A 23,462-nucleotide genomic window follows, 5' to 3' on the forward strand; every position below is an offset into this window, starting at 1 on the left:
AATGCATATTTTAGGGGGCATGCAAAAGAGTATTAATACTGGTGAAACATTTATTTATCCTTAGTTTACTGTTTGTTTAGCTTCATGAAAAGCGCTCCTGTGCAGCGTCCCTACACATAAGTCAACTGTAACTATACTTCCTATGGGAGGGCTTATGTATCAGCGAATTGAAGGTGGGATGTGGCGTCACGTCTGGGTTGTCAGCGATATACACGGCTGTTATCAGTGGCTTATGGATGAGCTTAAACGCCGTCATTTTAACCCGTATGAGGATTTGCTTATTTCTGTCGGGGATATCATCGATCGTGGCCCTGATAGCGTGAAATGCCTGCAGTTAATACATGAAAAATGGTTTCGTGCCGTGCGGGGCAACCACGAGCAAATGGCGCTCGACAGTCTGGATAATAACGATTTTTCGCTCTGGACGATGAATGGCGGAATGTGGTTTGCGCATCTTGAACGCGACCAGCAACAGCTTGCGCTGTCGTTGCTTGAGGCCTGTCGCGATTTACCGCATATCATCGAGATAACCTGTGCGAATGGTCTGAATGTGATAGCCCATGCGGATTATCCGGCTGCGGAATACCAATGGCAAAAACCGGTCAGCGCCCAGCGCGTCTTATGGAACCGCGACAGGTTGATGGGATTTATGGTGGGCAAAGGGCAGGGCATCAGCGGCGCGGATCATTTCTGGTTTGGACATACGCCCCTCGACAGAAGGTATGATTTTAATAATCTCCACTACATTGATACGGGGGCTGTTTTCGACGGTTACTTTACGCTGGCGCAGCTGCAGTAATAAATAACCCGCCTTCGGGCGGGTTCTCTTTAGGTCAGGCAAGACGCATGACCCAGGCATCGGTTTTACTATCGTAATGCTCGCGGTAAAGGACAGAGTGTTCGCCATCAAGTATTGCCGGGACGCTGGTATCTGCATCCCATGCATCGAGCTGCATGCACAAATCCGGGTCGGATTTGCAGGGAATACTTAACGTTCGATCGCCTTGTGCTTCGCCGCGCAGCTCTGCGTCGTCGATCTCAAAAGCGCCAATACGCACGCTGGTTTTCGTCATAATGCTCTCCGGGTCGGTTGTCAAAATCTGGTATGACCAGTGCAGTCACCCATTTTTGATCGTAGACAAGGAGAGCAAAATCGCCAGTAAAAAAATGCGCTTTTTTTCAGGCAGTGCGATCGTTACCGGTAAACAGCCGACCATCCCGAACCAACTCGCGCGGATAGCTATTTTTCAGCCTTGAGCCGACTTTTTTTGCCAGCCCCAGCGGGTATCCCTGATACGTCACTATCACTTCATCGCCTGATGGCGCGCTGTCCGGATAGACATCGCGTCCACGGTACCACTCTTCCGCTTCCTGATGCGTCAGGGCAAAGGTATTCTCGCGTCCGGCAAGGGCGATAACGGCCTCATGCTGCCAGCGATACCCTTTGTTATGCACTTCCGCCAGGCGGATCCCGATTCGCGAAAAACGGACCTTTCCGATGAGCGGCTCGATCTGTGCCGGGAACAGCCATATCTCTTTATCACGCATCCAGAGATGCAGGCTCTCATCCCAGACCAGCCCAACCTTTTTGGCGGCGGCTTCAAGCTGTGCTGCATCGCGACCTTTAAGAGGGGCAAACGGGAAGTTGCCGACCTTGAATTTAGGTGCGGGCAGGGGAGCAACCGCCTGCGTTTTACGCAGACGCGCCACAAAGAACCCTTCGCAGTCGTAAATCTGCGGGAACACGTGAAGGAAACCCTCGGGGGTGACCGCCTCTTGTGCCGAGGCAAACAGATCGTTAAGCGGCAGAAACTCGACTGCATCCGAATAGTTCGCTTTCAACCACAGACAGACGTCTTCGTTTTCATCGCGGTTAAGGGTGCACGTTGAATAGACCAGCGTGCCGCCAGGGCGCAAAGCGTGAAATGCGCTCTCGATCAGCTCTCGCTGCGTGGCGGCGATCTCCAGGTTGCTTTCCACGGACCAGTTCTTTAACGCATCGGGATCTTTGCGCACCACCCCTTCGCCGGAGCAGGGGGCGTCCAGCAGAATGGCATCGAAGGCTTCCGGTAGGGCGGCGCCAAACACGCGTCCGTCGAAGTGCGTCAGTGCAACATTATGAATACCGCAGCGGCTGATGTTGGCATGCAGCACCTTCACGCGGCTGGCGGAAAACTCGTTAGCAAGGATCGCCCCCTGGTTACCCATCCGGGCGGCAATTTGCGTGGTTTTTGAGCCGGGCGCCGCGGCAACATCCATCACGCGCTCAGGCGAATTGCCATCGGTAAACAGGGCGGCAACAGGCAGCATCGAGCTGGCTTCCTGAATATAGAACAGGCCGCTCAGATGTTCAGCGGTGCTGCCCAGCGGGAGTGAGGCTTCGTCATCGCGCTCGATCCAGAACCCCTCAGCACACCACGGTACCGGCGTAAGCTGCCAGCCGTACGGCGAGACCAGTGCCAGAAAATCATCGACGCTGATTTTCAACGTGTTGACGCGAATACTTCGGCGTAACGGACGCTGGCAGGCGGCGATAAAATCGTCTAACGACAGGTGAGAAGGAAGCGCCTCGCGCATCTGCGCCAGGAATTGTTCAGGAAGAAATACGGAGTTTTGAGCCACGGGCACACCACAGGGAAAAGTTCAGGTGCGCAGTGTAACATAAAGGCTCCGGTGCGTTGACACCGGAGCCTTGCTGTTTAACGTGGCAGGGCGGTTCCCCATTCGCGCCACTCTTTCGGTTCGCTTTCGAGCAGCAGGAAGTGTTTACCTGGCTGCGCTTTCGGCGCCAGCGGCGTTCCCGGCGGCGTGGCAAACGCGATACCGCCGCGAATGAACTGGTTGAAGGTGCCGGTTTTCACCACGCCACCCGTCAGGCCGAAGTCCAGCGAGTAGCCGGATGCCAGCCAGAATACCGAGTTATTTCGAACCAGGTGCTGGTAGCGTTCGCTGATGCGTAACGCCACCATCACGCGATCGGAGAGTGTACCGAGCGTCAGGCCCGTGACCGTACCCACCTCAATGCCGCGGAACAGTACCGGCGTGCCGATGTTCAGCGAGCCTGCTTCCGGCACTTCCACCACGATGCTCAGGCCGCCAAGGTAGCGTGAGTCGGTGATCGTGGCTTCCTGCAGCTCGAAATCGCGACGGGCATTGCCCTGGCCGGGCTCAACGTTGATGTACGGCTGCAAAATGGTGTCGAGATGCTCAACGCCCGCGGCCGAGATCTGCGGCGTGACCACCGAGAAGCGCGAGCCCGTGCGGGCGAAGGTCTGCACATATTCCGGGTAAAGCACGGCGGTGGCCTGCACCTCGTTACGTGAGGTAATCAGCGTCAGCTTCTGGATCTGCCCGATATCAATACCCAGATAGCGAATTGGCATGCCTTCCGCCAGCTTACCGGCATCAAACGCGTGCAGGGTAATCTGCCCGCCTACTGCACGTGCGGCGGTTTCGGACGGGAAGAGAATACGCTTATCACCTTTGCGCAGATTCGCACCCGCGCCGCTGAGATTATCGAAGCTAATCGCCCCGCGCAGCGCGCGTGAGAGCGGGGAGGCCTGCACGGTCAGCCCGTTACCGTTAAGCTGAACTTTCGCGCCGCCTTCGGCCCAGAAGACGCTGTTTGGCGTCAGCAGCTTGCGGTACTCCGGCTTGATGTGCAGTTCGATATCAAAGGCGTCCGCACGCGGGCGAACGGTGATCACTTCCCCGACTTCAAACTTGCGATACAGCACCACGGATCCCGCCTGTACGTCCGGCAGCGTTTCGGCGCTTAGCGTCAGCGTGGTGGTAGGAAGATCGCTCAGACTGTTTTCAATCGCTTTCTCGAGGTTGGCATACAGCGGATAGCTGTCGCGCACGGGGCCTTTATCGCCAGGCAAAATACGGATGCCGCCGTTAACCCATTCGCTGGCGCTGGCGCCGAGGAACTCCACGCCGTCCAGACCCACCTTCACATCGACGCGACTGTTCACCACGAATTTGCTGTCACCGTGCACCAGGTCGCTGTATTGCGGATCGATGGCGACCGAGAACGTCACGCCATCCGCGGAGAGCTTACGCTCCAGCACCTGACCGACCTGCACGCCGTGTAAAATTAGCGGCTGCCCGGCTTCGATACCGTAACTTTCTGGCGCATTCAGCGTGACGGTTACCACGCCCGGTTTTTGCAGCAGGGCTTTATCCGCCGGGGCAATCACGAAGCTATTGCTGGGTTCACCTTCACCGGGGATGAGCTCAAACGTATTGCCGGTCAACAGCGTGCTGAGGCTGGCATCGTTCAGAGAGAGCTTTGGACTGCGCATTTCGATGCGCGTTTTCTCGCGCAGGAGATCGACCACGCTCGGGTCGACCGTCATTTCGCCGGTGACTGAGCCGCCCGGGTTGAGCGTCATTTTGGTGAGCTGACCAACCTGCAATCCCTGATACATCAGCGGCGTTGAGCCCGCTTTTAGCCCTTTAGCATCGGGCAGGGCGAGTTTGACGATCACGCCGCGCTGGCTGTGCGCCAGGTCAGCATACAATCCAAATGAGTCATCAGCGGTGGCAGGGCTTGAGTTTTCCGGGGAGTCAAAGGCAATAGCGCCATTCACCAGCGCGGCCAGACTCTCCAGCTTCACTTTCGCACCGCTCAGGCTGAGGTCCGCATCCACGCCGGAGACGTTCCAGAAGCGGCTGCCTTTTTTCACCAGATTGGTGAAGCGACGCTCGATCAGCACGTCGATGGTGACGCCCTGTTTATTCGGGTTAATCGCGTAGTCGTACACGCGGCCAACCGGGATTTTGCGGAAATAGACCAGTGAGCCACTGTTCAGAGAACCGAGATCCGGCGCCTGCAGATGGATCATTAAATCGCCGTTATTGAGGCGGTACTTGGGCTGCGTATCCAGAGCAACAAAGTGATCCTGCGGCTCGCCTTTACCTGGCATCATGCCAATATAGTTACCGCCCACGAGCGCATCCAGCCCGGACACGCCGGCCAGAGAGGCTTTAGGCGTCACCAGCCAGAACTGCGTTTCGCTGCGCAGGGCATCCTGCATATCAGATTTAATACTGACCCGCACCTGAATCTTGTTCAGCCCTTTTCCAAGGGAGATGTCCTGAACCGTACCTACTTCAACCCCCTGGAAGCGAACGGGCGTTCGCCCGGCGACGATGCCGTCCGCGGTCTGGAAATCAATGGTGACCGTACTCCCGCGATCTTCATAGCTCGTCCAGATTAGCCAGCCTGCAATCATCAGGGCGATGACGGGCAGCAACCAGAATGGCGAAATGCGGCGTTTTGTTTTAATTCTCGCTTCAGTCGGCGAAGCGGGGGTTTCCTGACTCATGTGCATCCCAAAGTAAGCGGCTATCCAGCCATTCCACAGCAAGAATAGTCAATATCACCGCAGAGCCGAAATAAAAAGCCGCGGGTCCCATTGTAAAAGCAAGTAGCTGGTCGCGATTGATGAGCGACATCATCAGCGAAATCACGAACAGATCTAACATTGACCAGCGGCCAATCCAGGTGACGAACCGCAGAAGCAGAATGCGTGTTCGTAAGCCTTGTTCACATTTAAAGTGAATGCTGATGAGCAGGGTAAACATCACCACCACTTTGGTAAAGGGAACCAGGATACTGGCAATAAAGACGATCGCCGCCACCCCGACGTTACTGTGTGCAAGGGAGATAATCCCGGAGAGGATAGTATCCTCCTGACGCCCGCCATTCACGTAAATGATAGAAATCGGCAGCATATTGGCTGGGATCAGAAACACCAGGGAGGCGATCAGCGCGGCCCAGCATTTTTGCAGGCTATTGTTGCGGCGCAGTCTCAGCGGAATGTGGCACCGCGGGCAGCGTCCACGCGCGTCGGGTAAGCCGGTATAGTGGCATCCCAGACAGACGCGCAGATTTTCATCGGGGCGTGTAGCGGGGCGCTGAGGGTAAAACCGTTCCCAGAGCTGCTCAACGTTCAGGTGAATCAGCGTCAGGATGCTTAGCAATACCAGGCAGATGAAAGCAAAGAGCCCGATGCCGGGCTGCAAAAAGGCGTAGTCCTGTACCTTTATTGACGCAACGCCCACGCCCACCAGATAAATATCCAGCATCACCCACTCTTTGAGCTTATCCAGCATCAGCAGCACCGGGCGAAGGTTCATGCCGAGGATATTGCCAAACCAAAGATAGGCAATGGCGGCAACCAGCACCAGCGGCGCGCCAACGGTGCAGAACAGCACCATGGCGGCGGTGATGGGATCGCCCTGACGGGTCATCTGCCAGATACCCTGCAGCACGTTGGCGTCAATGCGCACGCCAAGCAGGTAGAGTTTCAGCAGCGGTTCGCTCCAGGCGAAGGGCATCAGCAGCAGCATGGTGACGGCCATGGCGGCGAGACGGGTTAACGACCAGTCTCGGCCATCGCGAATTTTGGCGTCGCAGCGGGGACAGAAGGCACTTTGGTGCGATTTCATCTTCGGCAACATAAAAAGCGTATCGCACTGGGGGCAACGCTGATAATGTGCACGTGGCAAAGCTTCGCTTACCGTATGGACAGTTATCTTTCTTGTCGGCGTAATTTTGGTTGTTTTTAAGGCCATCAGCTGCGCACAAATAAGTATTGTTGAAAGTTATAATAACTCATGAACGGATTCATCTTGAGCATGAGCGCATTTAATGCTTATTTTAATAGGCTATGCGGTAAATTTGTAAGACAACTAAGTGATTGAATAATGAACAAAACAGAATTCTACGCGGATCTGAACCGCGATTTTAAGGCATTGATGGCGGGTGAGACCAGCTTCTTAGCCACTCTGGCAAATACTAGCGCATTGCTGTTTGAACGTCTCTCTGAGGTGAACTGGGCCGGCTTTTACCTTCTGGAAGGTGAAACGCTGGTGCTCGGTCCGTTCCAGGGCAAACTGGCCTGCGTGCGTATTCCGGTAGGGCGCGGCGTATGCGGCACGGCGGTGGCCGAGAATCAGGTCCAGCGTGTGGAAGATGTTCATGCATTTGACGGGCACATTGCCTGCGATGCCGCCAGTAATTCTGAAATCGTTCTGCCTCTGGTGGTCAAAAATCAGATTATTGGCGTTCTGGATATCGACAGTACGGTCTTCAGTCGCTTTACAACCGAGGACGAACAGGGGCTGCGCGAGCTGGTGGCTAATCTGGAAAACGTACTCGCGGCAACCGATTATCAAAAATTCTTTGCGAGCGTCGCAGGATAATCAACGGATAACGTAGCATTTACTGATAGCGTCATTATAATGACGCCTGTTCATGCCTGCGCTTGTTGGCAACGTCCGTTGTAATCAGGAAATTTCATGGAAAATCAACCTAAGTTGAATAGCAGTAAAGAAGTTATCGCATTTCTGGCCGAGCGTTTCCCGCAGTGCTTCAGCGCGGAAGGTGAAGCGCGTCCCCTGAAAGTCGGTATTTTTCAGGATCTGGTGGCACGTGTTGAAGGGGAAATGAACCTCAGCAAAACTCAGCTGCGTTCCGCCTTACGTCTTTATACTTCGAGCTGGCGTTACCTGTACGGTATCAAAGCTGGCGCGACCCGTGTGGATCTCGACGGCAACCCGTGTGGTGAGCTGGACGAGCAGCACGTTGAGCACGCGCGCAAGCAGCTTGAAGAAGCCAAAGCACGCGTTCAGGCACAACGTGCAGAACAGCAGGCGAAAAAACGCGAAGCCGCCGCGGCAAACGGCCAGGAAGATGCGCCTCGTCGTGAGCGTAAACCACGCCCTGCGCCGCGCCGTCACGATAATAACGATCGCAAACCGCGTGCAGACAAACCAGCAGCAAAAGCCCCGCGTGCCCCTCGTGAAGAGCCGCGCCATACGCCGGTTTCTGACATTAACGCCCTGAGCGTAGGTCAGGCGCTGAAGGTAAAAGCGGGTAACAATGCTATGGACGCCACCGTACTGGAAATCACCAAAGATGGCGTTCGTGTACAGCTGACTTCTGGTATGTCAATGATTGTACGCGCAGAACACTTGTTGTTCTGAAACGGAGGCCAAGCCTGGCATGAACACTTTTTTTAAGCTCACCGCGCTGGCGGGCCTGTATGCCATAACAGGTCACGCTTTTGCAGTGGACGATATCACGCGTGTTGATCAAATTCCGGTTCTCAAGGAAGAGACGCAGCACGCGACGGTGAGCGAGCGCGTGACCTCACGTTTTACCCGCTCGCACTATCGTCAGTTCGATCTCGATCAGGCCTTTTCGGCCAAAATCTTTGACCGCTATCTGAACTTGCTGGATTACAGCCATAACGTTTTGCTCGCCAGCGATGTCGAGCAGTTCGCTAAGCGCAAATCCGAGGTGGGTGACGAGTTGCGCTCAGGCAAGCTGGATCTGTTCTACGATCTCTACAACCTGTCGCAAAAGCGCCGCTTCGAACGCTATCAGTACGCGCTGAAAGTGCTGGAACGTCCGATGGACTTCACCGGCAACGACACCTTTAATCTGGATCGCAGTAAAGCACCCTGGCCGAAAGATGAAGCCGAGTTGAATGCGCTGTGGGACGGTAAAGTTAAATACGATGAACTGAGCCTCAAGCTTACCGGCAAAGACGAAAAAGAGATCCGTGACACGCTCACGCGTCGTTACAAATTCGCCATTCGTCGTCTGGCGCAGACCAACAGTGAGGATGTCTTCTCGCTGGCCATGACGGCCTTTGCTCACGAAATCGATCCGCACACCAACTATCTCTCTCCACGCAACACCGAACAGTTCAATACCGAGATGAGCCTGTCTCTTGAAGGTATCGGCGCGGTGCTGCAGATGGACGATGATTACACGGTGATCAATTCGATGGTTGCGGGTGGCCCGGCATCCAAAAGCAAAGCGATTAGCGTAGGCGATCGTATTGTGGGTGTAGGACAAACCGGACAGAACATGGTCGACGTGATCGGCTGGCGTCTTGATGACGTGGTTGCGCTGATCAAAGGTCCGAAAGGCAGCAAGGTTCGTCTGGAAGTCCTGCCAGCCGGAAAAGGCACCAAAACCCGTATCGTTACCCTGACCCGCGAGCGTATCCGTCTGGAAGACCGCGCGGTGAAAATGTCGGTGAAAACCGTGGGTAAAGAGAAGGTGGGTGTCCTGGATATTCCTGGCTTCTACGTAGGGCTGACTGACGATGTGAAAGTTCAGCTGCAGAAGCTTGAAAAGCAGAACGTCAGCAGCATTATCATCGACCTGCGCAGTAACGGCGGCGGAGCGCTGACGGAAGCGGTTTCACTCTCTGGTCTGTTCATTCCATCGGGTCCCGTGGTGCAGGTGCGCGATAACAACGGTAAAGTGCGTGAAGATGCCGACAACGACGGTGTGGTCTACTACAAAGGCCCGCTGGTGGTCCTGGTTGACCGCTTCAGTGCTTCCGCGTCTGAGATCTTTGCCGCTGCCATGCAGGATTATGGCCGTGCGCTGATCGTCGGTGAGCCAACCTTCGGGAAAGGCACCGTTCAGCAGTATCGTTCTCTTAATCGTATCTACGATCAAATGCTGCGTCCGGAATGGCCTGCACTGGGCTCGGTTCAGTACACCATTCAGAAATTCTACCGCGTGAATGGCGGCAGTACGCAGCGTAAGGGCGTAACGCCGGACATTATGATGCCGACAGGCACGGAAGAGACGGAAACCGGCGAGAAGTTTGAAGATAACGCGTTACCGTGGGACAGCATCAATGCCGCGACCTACGTGAAAGCGGGTGATATGACGCAATTTGGCCCTGAACTGCTGAAAGCGCATAACGACCGCATCGCGAAAGATCCGGAATTCCAGTACATCATGAAGGACATCGCACGCTTCAATGCCTTGAAAGATAAGCGGAATATCGTTTCTCTGAACTACGCACAGCGTGAGAAAGAGAACAACGAAGACGATGCAACCCGCCTGGCGCGTATCAACGATCGCTTCAAGCGTGAAGGCAAGCCACTGCTCAAAAAACTGGACGATCTGCCAAAAGATTACCAGGAGCCGGATCCGTATCTGGATGAGACGGTACATATCGCTCTCGACCTGGCGAATCAGGAAAAAGAGAAACCTGCCGTACAGCCCGCTCCGGCAAAATAATCTCCCAACAGGCACAAGAAATTGTGCCTGTTTCTTTTTGTTCTTCATCCTTCCGTCAGCCAGATTTTCAATTGTGTAAAGTTGTGTCTTTCTGGTGACTTACGCCCGCCGGATGCTTGAAAATAACCGTAATACCCATACGATGTGGGTAATCGCATAGTGCGTTTTGTTAAACTGAGGTAAAAAGAAAATTATGATGCGAATCGCGCTCTTCCTGCTCACCAACCTGGCGGTCATGGTGGTTTTCGGGCTCGTGCTAAGCCTGACAGGAATTCAGTCGAGCAGCGTTCAGGGTCTGTTGATTATGGCGCTGCTGTTTGGTTTTGGTGGCTCGTTCATCTCCCTGCTGATGTCGAAGTGGATGGCACTGAAATCGGTGGGTGGTGAGGTTATTGAACAGCCGCGTAACGATATGGAACAATGGCTGATGAATACGGTGGCTCAGCAATCCCGTCAGGCCGGCATCGCCATGCCGCAGGTGGCGATTTACCATGCCCCGGACATCAACGCGTTTGCCACGGGCGCCCGTCGCGATGCGTCACTGGTTGCCGTCAGCACCGGTCTGCTGCAGAACATGAGCCGTGACGAAGCTGAAGCGGTTATCGCCCACGAAATCAGCCATATCGCAAACGGTGACATGGTGACCATGACCCTGATTCAGGGTGTGGTGAACACCTTCGTGATCTTCATCTCCCGTATCCTGGCGCAGATTGCGGCTGGCTTTATGGGCGGCAACCGCGACGAAGGTGAAGAGAGCAACGGCAACCCGCTGATCTACTTCGCCGTGTCGATGGTTCTGGAACTGGTATTCGGTATTCTGGCCAGCATCATCACCATGTGGTTCTCTCGTCACCGTGAATTCCACGCGGATGCCGGCTCTGCGAAGCTGGTTGGTCGTGAGAAGATGATTGCCGCGCTGCAGCGTCTGAAAACCAGCTACGAGCCGCAGGAAGCGAACAGCATGATGGCCTTCTGCATTAACGGTAAATCCAAATCGCTGAGCGAGCTGTTTATGTCTCACCCGCCGCTGGATAAACGTATTGAAGCGCTGCGCAGTGGGGAATACCTGAAGTAACGCCAGGAACCCTAATAAGCCGGGCAGGAGAACACTCTGCCCGGCTTTTTTTATGCCTGAACCCTGGGCTGTGTCACCCGCAGGCCGCTGACGACCGCCGCGAGGGAAGCAAGGGCTCCTGCGGTGAGAAGCGCAATGTGGTTACCGTTTTGCCCGGCAAGGTTAAACATCAGGGCGACCAGTGCCGCACCGCTGCTTTGTCCCAGAAGGCGCGCGGTCCCCAGCATACCGCTGGCTCCTCCGCTGCGATGACGCGGCGCGGAGGTGATAATGGTGTGGTTGTTAGGGGACTGGAACAGACCAAACCCCGCGCCGCACAGGATCATGCGCCAGATGATGTCCAGATCGGTTGGCGATGACGGTAGCAATGCCAGCGCGAAAAGGCCTGTCGCCATCACCGCCAGCCCCAAAGCACCCAATAAACCGGCATGGACGCGTTCAATTAAATAACCTGCCAGCGGTGCCATCACCATGGTCGCCAGCGGCCAGGGGGTAAGCAGCAAACCGGTCTCCACCTCTGAACGTCCAACCACGCTTTGCAGAAAGAAGGGTAGGGAGACCAGAGCCAGCATCTGGGCGCAGAACGAGCAGACAGACGTGCAAATGGAGAGGGAAAAGAGGGGAATACGCAGCAGATCAACAGGCAGTAGAGGCACAGGGAGAGTGAGCTGGCGGCGAACAAAGAAGAAGCCGATCGCCAGCAGGGCGATAAGCTCCGCGCCGGTAAGCATCAGAGACTGTCCCTGCGCAAAGCCGCTCAGCGCCGTAATCAACAGGCCAAAGGTCAGGGCATTCATCACCGCACTCGCCACGTCGAAGCGCGGCATGGTGCTTTTGGGACCGTTAGCGGGAAGAAAGCGCAGGGCAAAAAAGATGGCGACGATACCCAGCGGCACGTTAATGGCGAACAGCCATTGCCATGACGCAACGGAGAGGATCGCCGCCGCAATCGTTGGCCCGGCGGCAGAAGAGACGGCGACAATAAACGAGTTTATCCCCATTCCGCGCCCCAGATGACGCTGCGGATAAATTAAGCGGATCAGCGCCGTGTTTACGCTCATGAGCGCCGCGCCGCCAAAACCCTGCGCAATACGCGCAAGCGTCAGGGTATGCAGTGAATCTGAAAGGGCACAGAGCAGGGAGGTTAAAGTGAAAACCACTAGGCCGCACTGATATACCCGGCGGTAGCCGAACATATCGCCGAGGAAAGAGAACGAGAGCAGTGACACCACAATCGCAATCTGGTAGGCGTTAACAATCCATATCGAACTGGCGGGAGAGGCGTGCAGGTCGCTGGCGATGGTTGGCAGGGCAACGTTTGCGATTGCGCCGTCAAGGACCGCCATTGATATACCGATAATGATGGTCGCTATCGCGCCATACCGCTGGGGTAAAGGCAGGCCATCGGAAAGGGTCTTTTCCATTAGGGTTAAAAAAGCTCAGCGTGAAATTATTCTCAGGGTAACTATTTTAGCATTGTTACAGCCGTGATATGTCGCAGATTTGTAACGAAGTAAACGGGGATTGATTGCAGGTGACATGACGGGAACTTATAATAAAAACCGGTTCTGATTTTTATAAAACACTCGCTATGAGGTGGTAAATGGCTATTGCGGATTTGGATAAACAGCCAGATTCTGTTTCTTCCGTGCTGAAGGTGTTTGGCATCTTACAGGCTCTGGGAGAGGAGCGTGAAATAGGTATTACAGAGTTGTCACAGCGCGTGATGATGTCAAAAAGCACCGTATATCGCTTTTTGCAGACCATGAAATCGCTGGGTTACGTTGCCCAGGAAGGCGAATCTGAAAAATACTCCCTGACGCTGAAGCTGTTTGAGCTGGGTGCCCGCGCGCTACAAAATGTTGACCTGATCCGCAGCGCCGATATTCAGATGCGTGAAATCTCTCGCCTCACTAAAGAGACCATCCATCTCGGCGCGCTGGATGAAGACAGCATTGTTTACATCCATAAAATCGACTCCATGTACAATCTGCGCATGTATTCGCGCATTGGTCGTCGCAACCCGCTCTACAGTACCGCCATTGGTAAAGTTCTGCTGGCGTGGCGCGATCGTGAGGAAGTGAAGCAGATCCTCGAAGGCGTGGAATACAAGCAAAGTACCTCACGAACCATTACCAGCACGGACGCGCTGCTAACGGTGCTCGATCGCGTACGCGAGCAGGGGTATGGCGAAGATAACGAGGAGCAGGAAGAGGGACTGCGCTGCATCGGCGTTCCGGTATTTGACCGTTTTGGCGTGGTGATCGCGGGCTTAAGTATCTCCTTCCCAACCTTACGTTTCTCCGAAGAGCGTCTGCATGAGTATGTGGCTATTCTCCACACTGCCGCACGTAAGATTTCTGAACAGATGGGGTATCACGACTACCCGTTCTAATCTCTGTTCACATAAAAAAACGCCGCATCTGTTGCGGCGTTTTTTGTCGGTCATTTACCCGGCTGACTAGCCATTATCAATCACGACGGAAGTCTTACGCAGGACCGGACAGTGGGTTAAGCCAACAATCCCGCTGTCAGTATGCAGATATTGTGCAGTGCTCATTCCTTGTGCTGTTAAGTATTTACACTGAATGCCTAACCCGGCAGCGTTTTCGGTGCTTCCCACAAGCACGCCATAACCCGTTAGAAGAAGGCCAATCCAGACAAGGGCCAGTGCAATAATTGTTCGAATGATTAAGCGCATCATTACCTCTTTTATCGTTGTTATCATAATGCTAGCGTAAACGGTTTACGAAACGAAACAAGTGCAGGATTCTGAAAAAAGCGCGATGGCGGCACAGTTAGCCCTTGTTTAAGATAAGCGTGATAACCTCGTTACATCAGGTCATTAGACGGAGTGTGGAGTGAAAAAAATACGCTGGGTAATTCTGATTATCGTGCTGATAGCGTGCGTGGTGTTATGGACGCAGACGATCAATGTGATGTGCGATCAGGATGTACAGTTTTTTAGCGGCGTTTGCGCAATCAATAAATTTATTCCGTGGTAACACGCATTTTTTCTCAAGGTGATTTCCTTCCTTCGCGCCAGTGGTAAAATAGACGTTTTTATTGAGGTGGTGAAATGGGTGAGTTACTGAATTCAGGGCTGCTGAATATAGCATCCCTGATGATTTCTTTGGTTGTTCTGCTTGTCGGGCTGGTCATTTGGTTTTTTGTGAATCGCGCCAGTTCCCGTACTAACGAGCAGATTGAACTGCTGGAAGCGCTGCTCGATCAGCAAAAACGTCAGAATGCGCTGCTACGCCGTCTGTGTGAGGCTAACGAACCGGAAGAGAAAGACGCGCCGAAAGACGCAGTCGCTGAAGATAACAAAGACGAAGACGACTTTATCCGCCTGGTGGCTGAGCGTTAATTTTTTTGTCCTGGGAGGTGGCTGTGGTCTGGAAAAACCCCTGGTATGACCCCTCCCTGAAACATCACACCCCGAACGGTTTTCGTAATACCGATCCTGTTGGACATCAACCCGGCGACCTTGACCGCTGGCGTAAAGCGCGTAAAGAGGCCGGATTACCGAAGCCGCCCGCGCTGGGTTATGAAGACTTTATCCGCCAGTGGTGGCAACCGGTTGAGCTTACGCAATCTCAGGAAGATGGGGTATGGTGGCTCGGACACGCGAGCGTGTTGCTGCAGCTGGACGGCAATATCATCCTTACCGATCCGGTGTTTTCTCGACGTGCTTCTCCGCTCCCTTTCCTGGGACCACAGCGCAAAACGCCTCCCGCGCTGTCAGTCGACCAGCTTCATCAGCTTGATGCGGTCGTCATCTCCCATAATCATTACGATCATCTTGATGACGCAACCCTTCGCCGTATCCTCAAACGCTTCCCCGACGTCAGTATTTTTGTTCCGTTGGGCCTCGCCGACTGGTTTCGTCGCCGGGGAGCAAAACGCGTGGTCGAACTCGACTGGTGGCAGAGTTTCACCTCGCAGGGGATGACGCTGACCGCCGTACCGGCACAGCACTGGAGCATGCGCACGCCATGGAACCGCAATCGTTCCTTATGGTGCGGCTGGGTGATGGAAGGACGGCATCACCGTTTCTGGTTTAGCGGTGATACCGGTTATTCACCTGAGCTGCTGTTAATTCCTGAACGCCTGGGCCAGATAGATGCCGCCGCGTTACCGATTGGTGCCTATGCCCCACGATGGTTCATGGCTGTCCATCATATGGATCCGCAATCTGCGGTGGCATTGTGGCAGCAGCTGGGCTCACCTCTGGCGTTCCCTATTCACTGGGGCGTGTTTGAACTGGCAGATGAATCCTTAGATGAACCTGTGCAGGAGTTAACTCACGCACTCGATAATTTAGCACCAGTTAACCATTCTTTCAGGATACTGAAGATTGGTGAATATTTATCCTTATAAACGAAGCGATAAATTGTTGCATATATTGTTGATGTAAAGGCGCGCAGGAATGTTTTATTTTTATCGAAACGTTTTGCTTGCCTTCTTTTGATGCAGAGTCATAAAAATTTCATTATTTTGGTGCATAACGCTGTTTATTCGCTGGTGCATTTTAATACAGCTGGGCGCGGGTTATTAACACTGTTTTTTCTCTGAAACAATTTGGTCGCGTTACAATGATTTAAGCATAAGTTTTCACAAATTGTTCTAACTCAATCAAGACGTAAGATTTCTTTTCCTGTTTGCTGGACGGTTCGTTATGATTGAGCTATGTTAAAAAAGTCTTAGATTACAGCGGTTGTGAAAGCAACGCTGGGTCTTTGTTACGCAGCAGGGCTGTCTGTACGTGATGCGCATAATTGTGCAAAACCTGACAGGCACTGTTCGAATTTGTGCGGCGGATCGAGACATGTTTAAAAATGGCTTGCCATATTAAACATAGTGTGTGATAACACGTTTTGGGTCAAACGAGGTACAGTTCTGTTTATGTGTGGCATTTTCAGTAAAGAAGTCCTGAGTAAACACGTTGTCGTTGAATACCGCTTCTCTGCCGAACCTTATATTAGTGCCTCATGCAGTAATGTCTCAGTTTTATCTCAGTTAATGCCTGCGGGCTAAGAAAACACTCTAAGGAATTTTGCAAAATGGCAAAGATTAAAGGTCAAGTTAAGTGGTTCAACGAGTCTAAAGGTTTTGGTTTCATTACTCCTGCTGACGGCAGCAAAGACGTGTTCGTACACTTCTCTGCAATCCAGGGTAACGGCTTCAAAACTCTGGCTGAAGGCCAGAACGTTGAGTTCGAAATTCAGGACGGCCAGAAAGGCCCAGCTGCAGTTAACGTAACTGCTATCTGATCGAACCGCTGCTGACTGAAGCGCTTAGCACTTCACTCTCAGACATAAAGCCTCGCATAACGCGGGGCTTTTTTATGTCCTTAATCTTTCAAAATATTACCATTCACGGTCTTGTTAGTAACTTGTTGCAAAGCTGCGAGGTTAGTAGCACTGTTTCGCCTCCCTAAGCGCATCTTTTCCCGTTAAATCAGGGCGTTGTTTAACAGTCCTGGGGTTCAGGTGAAGAAGAAATTGATAATGACCGCTGGCAATTTCACGCCAGCGCGTTTTGCGCTGCTCTGTTTAGCTATTTTCTGTAGTCTGGCCTTTTTACTTGGCCGCGTAGCCTGGCTGCAAATCATCAAGCCTGACAATCTGGTGAAGCAGGAAGATATGCGTTCCCTCCGCCAGCTGGCGATTGATGCGCCGCGCGGCATGATAATGGATCGCGAAGGTCGTCCCCTGGCGGTGAGCGTGCCTGTACGGGCCGTTTGGGCCGATCCTAAAACGGTGCTGGCAAAAGGAGGCGTTGGCGTCGACGAACGCTGGCAGGCGTTGGCAAACGCGCTACATCTCTCCCTGGGCGCACTCTCGGCGCGAATCAACGCCAACCCGCAGGGCCGTTTTATTTATCTTGCCCGTCAGGTCGATCCGGCACAGGCAAAGTGGATAGATAAACTCAATCTGCCCGGCATCAATTTACGCGATGAATCCCGCCGTTTTTATCCTGCCGGCCATGTGGCAGCGAACCTGATTGGCTTCACCAATATTGACGGGCAGGGCATTGAGGGCGTGGAAAAAAGCTTCAACGCGCAGCTGACCGGCAAGGCGGGTGTGCGCCAGGTAAGGGAAGATCGCTATGGACGCGTGGTTGAAAACCTGACGGAAGTTGCGCCCGCGCCGGCGCATAACATCCAGTTAAGTATCGATGAGCGTCTGCAAACCATCACCGAGGATGCGCTCGATAATGCCGTGGCCTGGAACAAGGCCGAGTCTGGGGCCTCGGTGCTCATCAATATCCCCACCGGGGAAATACTCGCCATGGCGAGCTATCCGGATTTCAACCCCAATAACCGGGAAGGCGCGACGATAAACGATTTTCGCAACCGTGCGATCAGCGATACGTTCGAACCGGGTTCCACGGTCAAGCCGCTGGTGCTGATGACGGCCCTGCAGCAGGGGCTGGTCCAGCCGGACAGCGTGATTGACACGCATCCGTATACCCTCGACGGGCATCGTATCCGCGATGTGGGCTATTATCCTGAACTGACAATGACCGGGATCCTGCAAAAATCGAGCGACACCGGCGTGTCCCGACTGTCCCTGGCAATGCCTGTCCAGCATCTTATTGATACCTATCGAAATTTTGGATTCGGCACGAATACGGGGCTTGGCTTAACGGGTGAGAGCGCGGGGCTGTTGCCCCAGCGTAAATACTGGAGCCAGCTGGACCGCGCGACATTTGCCTTCGGCTACGGGCTGATGGTGACGCCGCTCCAGCTGGCGCACGTCTACGCCACGATTGGCGGCTTCGGGCTTGAGCGACCTCTCTCGATTACGCGTATCGATCCCCCCGTTATCGGGCAACGCGTCATGCCGGAAGAGATTGCACACGAGGTGGAGCACATGATGGAGAGCGTTGCGCTGCCCGGCGGCGGAGGGGTTAAGGCCGCCGTTCGTGATTACCGGGTGGCGGTGAAAACCGGTACGGCGAAGAAAATTGACGATAGCGGGAAGTATGTCGATAAATACGTCGCCTACACCGCAGGGGTTGCACCTGCCAGCAATCCGCGTTTTGCCCTGGTGGTGGTGATTAACGATCCGCAAAATGGTGCCTACTACGGCGGGGCCGTCTCCGCCCCTGTCTTCAGTGAGATTATGGGTAACGTGCTGCGTCTGGAAAATGTGAAACCTGACGGGTTACCGGCAGGGTCCGATCACCTTATCGTCATGCGTTAACCGGGCGTTTATAACCAGGGCGAATAGCGGTACACTTCGCCCTTTGATTATGCTCCGGAGTCACCATGTCCTTCAGCTGTCCCCTTTGCCACGCCCCCCTGACGCACTCAGATAAAAGTTATACCTGTCCGCAGGGGCATCAGTTTGATAGGGCAAAAGAAGGCTACGTGAATCTTCTGCCGGTACAGCATAAGCGTTCCCGCGATCCTGGCGACAGTGCTGAAATGATGCGGGCGCGCCGCGCGTTTCTTGATGCCGGGCACTATCTGCCGCTGCGGGAGGCCGTCGCGCAGATGCTGAATGACATTCTGCCGGATTCAGCCACCGCCATGCTCGATATCGGCTGCGGGGAGGGGTACTACACCGCGCGGTTTGCCGAGATCGCCCGTGAGAAGGGCGCACAGACGTTCGGTCTGGACGTGTCGAAAGTGGCGATTCGCGCAGCGGCAAAGCGTTACGCGGACGTGACGTTCTGCGTGGCATCCAGCCACCGACTGCCGTTTGACGATGCCAGCATGGACGCGGTTATTCGCATTTACGCGCCCTGCAAGGCGGAAGAGCTGGCTCGCGTGGTAAAACCGGGCGGATGGGTAGTCACCGTGACCCCAGGCCCGCGTCATCTGATGGAGCTGAAAGGGCTGATCTACGACGAAGTGCGTCTGCATGCCCCTCATTCTGAACAGCTGGCCGGTTTTAGCCTGAAGCAGGAGCAAACCGTGGCGTATGAAATGACGCTGAAAGGGGAAGAGGCCACCGCGTTGCTGCAGATGACGCCGTTCGCGTGGCGGGCAAAACCGGAAGTATGGGAAGCGTTAGCGGCACACTCAACATTTGGCTGCCAGACGGACTTCAGCATCCATCTCTGGCAGCGCGAAGATTAACCGGCGAAGTGTGCCCAGAGGATCTGGGCGCCAATGCCAATCAACACAATTCCCCCCAGGATCTCGGCGCGTTTACCCAGCAGCGGGCCGATAAACCGTCCGAGCATCATGCCCAGCGTGGACATAATCAGGGTTGCGCAGCCGATGGCCAGCGCGGTGGCGATGATATTGACCTGCAGGAATGCCAGACCGACACCGACGGCCATCGCATCAAGGCTGGTGGCAATGGCCGTGGTGACCAGCAGCCAGAACCCGTGGCGGTGCTGAGGCTCCTCGTCTTCTTCATCGCTGCCGCGAAAACCTTCAATCACCATTCGGCCACCGAGAAATACCAGCAGGACGAACGCAATCCAGTGGTTCCACTCCAGCACGAACTGGCTGGCGAGCATGCCAAGACCCCAGCCGATAAGCGGCGTCAGCGTTTCGATAGCGCCAAAAATCAGACCGGTACGCAGGGCTTCTGAGAACTTAGGTTTGTGGAGCGTGGCGCCTTTTCCGATGGAAGCAGCGAATGCGTCCATGGACATGCCAAAAGCGAGAAGGATCGTAGCGGAGATATTCATAACAGCGTCCAGACCGGGGATATCCATATGACACATCACTGCCCCCAGTAAACAGCAGTTGATGTATCTATGGTCTCGCCTGATCGCGCTGCACATAAGATGTGCTGTCAGCGATCCGTACGTGCCACGTTTTTCAACGAGTATGTTGACACGTACATTTCCTGCGAACAGGAAATCGGCTACTCCCCAACGACGGGCGCAACCTTAACATATTTTGAGAATATAAAACAACATTGAAGAGGCATTATTTAAAACACTTGTTGATAACGATTTTCATTTGTCTTTAAGCGTGAAAATATCGTTAACAAATAGAGATAAAATTAACGAAGGAGATATAGCTTTGGCTATATTTCTTGCGCAAGATAAACGCAATATATAGCCATTGCTATATATCTAACTCATTGAGTTTTAACAAGTAAATTGTATATCTTTTCCAGGTCGTCAATATTCTTCACCCGAATAAGCAGGCGGCGTTGTTCTAATTGCATCACCAGCACGCCGTCTTCGGATAAATTCATCTCTTTAATCCGGTTATATTCTATCCACACATTGGCGAAGAAAAATCCGCGGGATTTAAAAAGGATTTTCGGCGTGCGGATCCAGAACAGATAAATCGCCATTAATGCCAGCGCACATAATAACCATGTGGTTAATATTGCACCATGGCTGGTGACGTTATTGTAAATAAGAATGGCGATGAGACCCACGAAGATAAAGGCATCCACGCGCCCGCGTCGCAGAAGGGGAAGGGAGAGCAGCGTCTCGCCGTGACGGCGGGGCATGATGAACTCGTCATAGATCGCGTAAGCCAGAAGGGCAACAACAAATAAAACCAGTACGATGTCCGTGACAGTCATTCATCCTCCAGATAAAAAAACCGGGGGCAAGCCCCCGGCCTATAGCATTGAAACTTACAGACCCAGCAGGCCGACAGCGTAGCCCGCGATACCGATGACGAAGAAGCCAACGATAATCCACAGCGGGTTCACTTTCTTACGCAGCAGCCACATGCAGGCGAAGGTCAACAGCAGCGGCACCAGGCCCGGCATCAGCTGGTCCAGAATCGTCTGCACGGTGGTGACGCGGGTCTGACCATCCTGTCCGGTGATGGTTGATACCACCAGCGGGATGTTCACGTGCGTCCACTTGTTAACCAGTGCCCCCATGACAAACAGGCCGAGGATTGACGCCCCCTCAGTCAGTTTCTGCAGGAAGCCGCCGCCCATGTCCTTAACGATGTCCACCCCTTTACGGTAGCCGTAGGCCACGCCGTAGTAACGGGTCAGCAGACGCACGGCGTTGAACAGGATGAAGAACAGCAGCGGGCCAAGCAGGCTGCCGCTCATCGCGATACCGGCACCCAGTGCCGCGAAGACCGGACGCACGGTTCCCCAGAAGATAGGGTCACCGACACCGGCCAGCGGGCCCATCAGACCGACTTTGATACCGTTGATGGCACCATCGTCAATCTCTGCGCCGTTTGCACGCTGTTCTTCCATTGCCAGCGTTACGCCCAGTACGGGAGCCGCAACGTAAGGATGGGTGTTAAAGAATTCCAGGTGACGCTTGATGGCCTGACGGCGCGCTTCGTTGTTTTCCGGGTACAGGCGTTTGATCGCCGGTACCATGGAGAAGCAGAAGCCCAGCGCCTGCATACGTTCGAAGTTCCATGAACCCTGAAACAGGTTAGAACGGATGAACACGCCACGAATATCACCCGGAGTGAGTTTTTTCTCGGTGGTAGTTTTTGTCATATCAACCATTTCGCTCACCTGTTAGTCCAGTTCGTTATCGAGATCGTTGTTACCAGCAGCCTGCGCTGGGGCACCCGCGACGCGGTTATATTTCGGGCTGAGCTGGATGTAGAGAATCGCCATCACCGCACCAATCACGCCCAGTGCAACCAGATTGAAGTTGGTGAAGGCTGCAGTCACGAAGCCGAGGTAGAAGAACGGCATCAGGTAGCCTGCGCGCATCATGTTGATGACCATCGCATAACCAACAACCACGATCATACCGCCCGCGATGTTCAGGCCGCCGGTGACCACTTCAGGAATGGCGTTCAGCATGCTCTGGACTTCACTGGTACCGACAGAGATCGCCACGATAACCGCCGGGATCGCGATACGCATCGCCTGCAGGAACAGGGATGAAACGTGGATCCACGACAGGGCCGTGAGGTTGCCGTTGTCGGCCGCCTTATCCGCCGCGTGCTGGAAGGCAACGGTGATAGTACGAACGATGATGGTCAGAACCTGGCCTGCGGCTGCCAGCGGGATCGCCAGGGCGATACCGGCACCAATACTCTGGTGACCGGCAATAACCAGAACGGTCGAAATGATAGAGGCCAGCGCGGCATCGGGCGCAACCGCCGCGCCGATGTTCATCCAGCCCAGGGCGATCATTTCCAGGGTACCACCGATGATGATACCGGTTTTCATGTCACCCAGAACGGCCCCAATCAGCGTACAGGCCACCAGAGGACGGTGGAACTGAAATTCATCAAGTACGGATTCCATACCCGCAATACATGCGACCACGAACACCAGCACAATCTGAAGAGTGGTAATCTCCATTGCACTTCTCCTATTACGTAAACTTTATATGAGAACCGGCGCGGGCTTATTTCCCAACTTTGCCGATCAAATCCATCATTTTCAGTTTCTGGTCCGTGGAAACCTTACGGGCTTCCAGCTCAATACCGCGCGCATTCAGCTTGTTGAATGCCTCGATATCTTTCGCATCGACTGAAATGGCGTTGTTGACCTGCGTTTTGCCCTGACGGAATGCCATACCACCAATGTTCACGGAGGTGATTTTCACGCCGCCTTCAACAATGCGCTCAACGTCTGTCGGGTTAGTGAACAGGAGCATCACGCGTTCGCCCGCGTATTTCGGGTTGTTGTAAACGCGGATCATCTTGGCGACATCCACGACGTGCGCGGTAACGCCAGGAGGAGCAACCTGAGTCAGAAGGGTTTTACGAACGGTATCGGCGGCCACTTCGTCGCTGACCACGATAATGCGTCGAACGTTGGTCTCTTTGGTCCAGCGCGTGGCGACCTGGCCGTGGATTAAGCGGTCATCAATACGCGCAAGGCCGATAACCATGTAATCGTTCGGGCCCATCGGTTTTGCCGGTGCTGCCGCTTTTGGTGCCGCTGCAGGCGCAGGGGCAGGTTTTTCAACCGGCTGCGCTTTCAGGGCCTTAACCCCTTCGCGACCGGTTTCAACGGCCAGTGCCACCAGCTCATCGAACGCCGGATTGTCGTCGCGCGCCATGAAGGTTTCCACCAGCATGGGAATGTTGACCCCGGCGACAACTTCATAGTGCTCTTTATCGACGACAATGCGGCTGGCAGCATTGAACGGGCTGCCGCCCCATGTATCAACGAGAAACAGCACGCCTTTGCTGGTATCCAGCTTCTCGAGTTGAGCGTTGTACTTCTCAATCAGCGTCTCGGCGTTTTCACCGGGAACGAAATCGATCCAGCCGACGTTTTCCTGCTCGCCCAACAGCATCTCTGCCGTTTTGAGTAGCTGCTCAGCAGCCCAACCATGTGTGCCTATGACAATAGCAATGGTCACTTGCTACCTCCTTTTATTATCATTAATACGCCTGCCAGGCAGTCGTACTGAGAATCGTATTGGCGAACCGAATCG

Annotated in this window: 23 protein-coding genes, 1 pseudogene and 1 riboswitch; of the genes and pseudogenes, 13 read left to right on the plus strand and 11 right to left on the minus strand. The window is 54.1% G+C overall.

The features are described 5' to 3' along the window. Positions 1-154 precede the first annotated feature (154 nt). Entirely contained in the window at positions 155-799 is a 645-nt protein-coding gene (gene pphA / locus AC0TN7_RS04615; protein ID WP_208763017.1) for a protein-serine/threonine phosphatase, read from the plus strand. Between the two features lie 34 nt (positions 800-833). Here pphA and AC0TN7_RS04620 read toward each other — a convergent pair whose 3' ends face one another. The 4 genes from AC0TN7_RS04620 to yebS form a co-directional block, all read right to left on the minus strand. Beyond that, positions 834-1,073, minus strand: a complete 240-nt coding sequence (locus tag AC0TN7_RS04620) for a YebV family protein (protein WP_008500472.1) — start codon at positions 1,071-1,073, stop codon at positions 834-836. Positions 1,074-1,179: 106 nt separating this feature from the next. Continuing rightward, positions 1,180-2,622 carry a 16S rRNA (cytosine(1407)-C(5))-methyltransferase RsmF gene (gene rsmF / locus AC0TN7_RS04625; RefSeq protein ID WP_370883518.1) on the minus strand — a complete coding sequence of 481 codons (1,443 nt, stop codon included), beginning with the start codon at positions 2,620-2,622 and terminating at the stop codon, positions 1,180-1,182. 77 nt (positions 2,623-2,699) lie between these two features. Beyond that, the gene (locus AC0TN7_RS04630; protein ID WP_153257554.1) at positions 2,700-5,333 is read right to left on the minus strand and encodes a PqiB family protein; all 2,634 of its coding nucleotides are present in this window, start codon (positions 5,331-5,333) and stop codon (positions 2,700-2,702) included. Further along, positions 5,302-6,585 carry a membrane integrity lipid transport subunit YebS gene (gene yebS, locus AC0TN7_RS04635; RefSeq protein WP_032647758.1) on the minus strand — a complete coding sequence of 428 codons (1,284 nt, stop codon included), beginning with the start codon at positions 6,583-6,585 and terminating at the stop codon, positions 5,302-5,304. Before yebS ends, AC0TN7_RS04630 begins: the two co-directional genes overlap by 32 nt. 132 nt (positions 6,586-6,717) lie before the next feature. On the opposite strand from yebS, the gene AC0TN7_RS04640 reads away from it, so the two are divergent. From AC0TN7_RS04640 to htpX, 4 genes are all read left to right on the plus strand, one after another. After that, positions 6,718-7,215: a GAF domain-containing protein gene (locus AC0TN7_RS04640; RefSeq protein ID WP_032647756.1), complete on the plus strand. Its 498-nt coding sequence runs from the start codon at positions 6,718-6,720 to the stop codon at positions 7,213-7,215. A gap of 96 nt (positions 7,216-7,311) precedes the next feature. Next, complete coding sequence (gene proQ, locus AC0TN7_RS04645; protein ID WP_024909719.1) at positions 7,312-7,998, plus strand: RNA chaperone ProQ; 687 nt, start codon at positions 7,312-7,314, stop codon at positions 7,996-7,998. 19 nt (positions 7,999-8,017) lie between these two features. Further along, positions 8,018-10,066 (plus strand): carboxy terminal-processing peptidase, encoded by a 2,049-nt coding sequence (gene prc, locus AC0TN7_RS04650; RefSeq protein WP_473701874.1) that lies wholly within the window; start codon positions 8,018-8,020, stop codon positions 10,064-10,066. A gap of 193 nt (positions 10,067-10,259) precedes the next feature. Next, positions 10,260-11,141: a protease HtpX gene (gene htpX / locus AC0TN7_RS04655; RefSeq protein WP_014884290.1), complete on the plus strand. Its 882-nt coding sequence runs from the start codon at positions 10,260-10,262 to the stop codon at positions 11,139-11,141. Positions 11,142-11,191: 50 nt separating this feature from the next. Here htpX and AC0TN7_RS04660 read toward each other — a convergent pair whose 3' ends face one another. Next, on the minus strand, positions 11,192-12,565 hold the full coding sequence (locus AC0TN7_RS04660) for an MFS transporter (protein ID WP_473701875.1): 1,374 nt from the start codon (positions 12,563-12,565) through the stop codon (positions 11,192-11,194). Positions 12,566-12,744: 179 nt separating this feature from the next. Here AC0TN7_RS04660 and kdgR point away from each other — a divergent pair, with 179 nt between their 5' ends. After that, positions 12,745-13,536: a DNA-binding transcriptional regulator KdgR gene (gene kdgR / locus AC0TN7_RS04665; RefSeq protein ID WP_023312208.1), complete on the plus strand. Its 792-nt coding sequence runs from the start codon at positions 12,745-12,747 to the stop codon at positions 13,534-13,536. A 66-nt stretch (positions 13,537-13,602) separates the two neighbouring features. On the opposite strand, the gene AC0TN7_RS04670 is transcribed toward kdgR, so the two are convergent. Beyond that, the gene (locus AC0TN7_RS04670; RefSeq protein ID WP_024909722.1) at positions 13,603-13,842 is read right to left on the minus strand and encodes a YobH family protein; all 240 of its coding nucleotides are present in this window, start codon (positions 13,840-13,842) and stop codon (positions 13,603-13,605) included. 160 nt (positions 13,843-14,002) lie between these two features. On the opposite strand from AC0TN7_RS04670, the gene mgrB reads away from it, so the two are divergent. From mgrB to rlmA, 7 genes and pseudogenes are all read left to right on the plus strand, one after another. Next, positions 14,003-14,146 carry a PhoP/PhoQ regulatory lipoprotein MgrB gene (gene mgrB / locus AC0TN7_RS04675; RefSeq protein WP_006175995.1) on the plus strand — a complete coding sequence of 48 codons (144 nt, stop codon included), beginning with the start codon at positions 14,003-14,005 and terminating at the stop codon, positions 14,144-14,146. Positions 14,147-14,220: 74 nt separating this feature from the next. Next, positions 14,221-14,511 carry a YebO family protein gene (locus AC0TN7_RS04680; protein ID WP_024909723.1) on the plus strand — a complete coding sequence of 97 codons (291 nt, stop codon included), beginning with the start codon at positions 14,221-14,223 and terminating at the stop codon, positions 14,509-14,511. Between the two features lie 23 nt (positions 14,512-14,534). Next, positions 14,535-15,524: an MBL fold metallo-hydrolase gene (locus AC0TN7_RS04685; protein WP_024909724.1), complete on the plus strand. Its 990-nt coding sequence runs from the start codon at positions 14,535-14,537 to the stop codon at positions 15,522-15,524. 525 nt (positions 15,525-16,049) lie between these two features. Beyond that, positions 16,050-16,194: pseudogene (locus AC0TN7_RS04690) on the plus strand (DUF2627 domain-containing protein). A gap of 13 nt (positions 16,195-16,207) precedes the next feature. Then, positions 16,208-16,417, plus strand: a complete 210-nt coding sequence (cspE, locus tag AC0TN7_RS04695; RefSeq protein ID WP_001062678.1) for a transcription antiterminator/RNA stability regulator CspE — start codon at positions 16,208-16,210, stop codon at positions 16,415-16,417. Between the two features lie 237 nt (positions 16,418-16,654). Continuing rightward, positions 16,655-18,355 (plus strand): peptidoglycan glycosyltransferase FtsI, encoded by a 1,701-nt coding sequence (gene ftsI, locus AC0TN7_RS04700; RefSeq protein WP_090419808.1) that lies wholly within the window; start codon positions 16,655-16,657, stop codon positions 18,353-18,355. Positions 18,356-18,420: 65 nt separating this feature from the next. Then, on the plus strand, positions 18,421-19,236 hold the full coding sequence (rlmA, locus tag AC0TN7_RS04705; protein ID WP_024909726.1) for a 23S rRNA (guanine(745)-N(1))-methyltransferase: 816 nt from the start codon (positions 18,421-18,423) through the stop codon (positions 19,234-19,236). Here the strand turns inward: rlmA and mntP are convergent. From mntP to manX, 5 genes are all read right to left on the minus strand, one after another. Then, on the minus strand, positions 19,233-19,799 hold the full coding sequence (mntP, locus tag AC0TN7_RS04710) for a manganese efflux pump MntP (RefSeq protein ID WP_024909727.1): 567 nt from the start codon (positions 19,797-19,799) through the stop codon (positions 19,233-19,235). The two genes, rlmA and mntP, sit on opposite strands and share 4 nt — an antisense overlap. A 10-nt stretch (positions 19,800-19,809) precedes the next feature. After that, positions 19,810-19,999, minus strand: a riboswitch (yybP-ykoY riboswitch). Between the two features lie 198 nt (positions 20,000-20,197). Beyond that, complete coding sequence (locus tag AC0TN7_RS04715; RefSeq protein WP_024909728.1) at positions 20,198-20,656, minus strand: DUF986 family protein; 459 nt, start codon at positions 20,654-20,656, stop codon at positions 20,198-20,200. Between the two features lie 54 nt (positions 20,657-20,710). Beyond that, positions 20,711-21,562 carry a PTS mannose transporter subunit IID gene (locus tag AC0TN7_RS04720; RefSeq protein WP_006810994.1) on the minus strand — a complete coding sequence of 284 codons (852 nt, stop codon included), beginning with the start codon at positions 21,560-21,562 and terminating at the stop codon, positions 20,711-20,713. Between the two features lie 12 nt (positions 21,563-21,574). Beyond that, a complete protein-coding gene (gene manY, locus AC0TN7_RS04725; RefSeq protein ID WP_024909729.1) occupies positions 21,575-22,375 on the minus strand; it encodes a PTS mannose transporter subunit IIC in 801 nt (266 codons plus the stop codon). 46 nt (positions 22,376-22,421) lie between these two features. Next, positions 22,422-23,387, minus strand: coding sequence for a PTS mannose transporter subunit IIAB (manX, locus tag AC0TN7_RS04730; protein ID WP_032647745.1), 966 nt, complete (start codon positions 23,385-23,387; stop codon positions 22,422-22,424). Positions 23,388-23,462: the final 75 nt, after the last annotated feature.

It is taken from the genome of Enterobacter sp. PL_is511 (assembly GCF_055816065.1).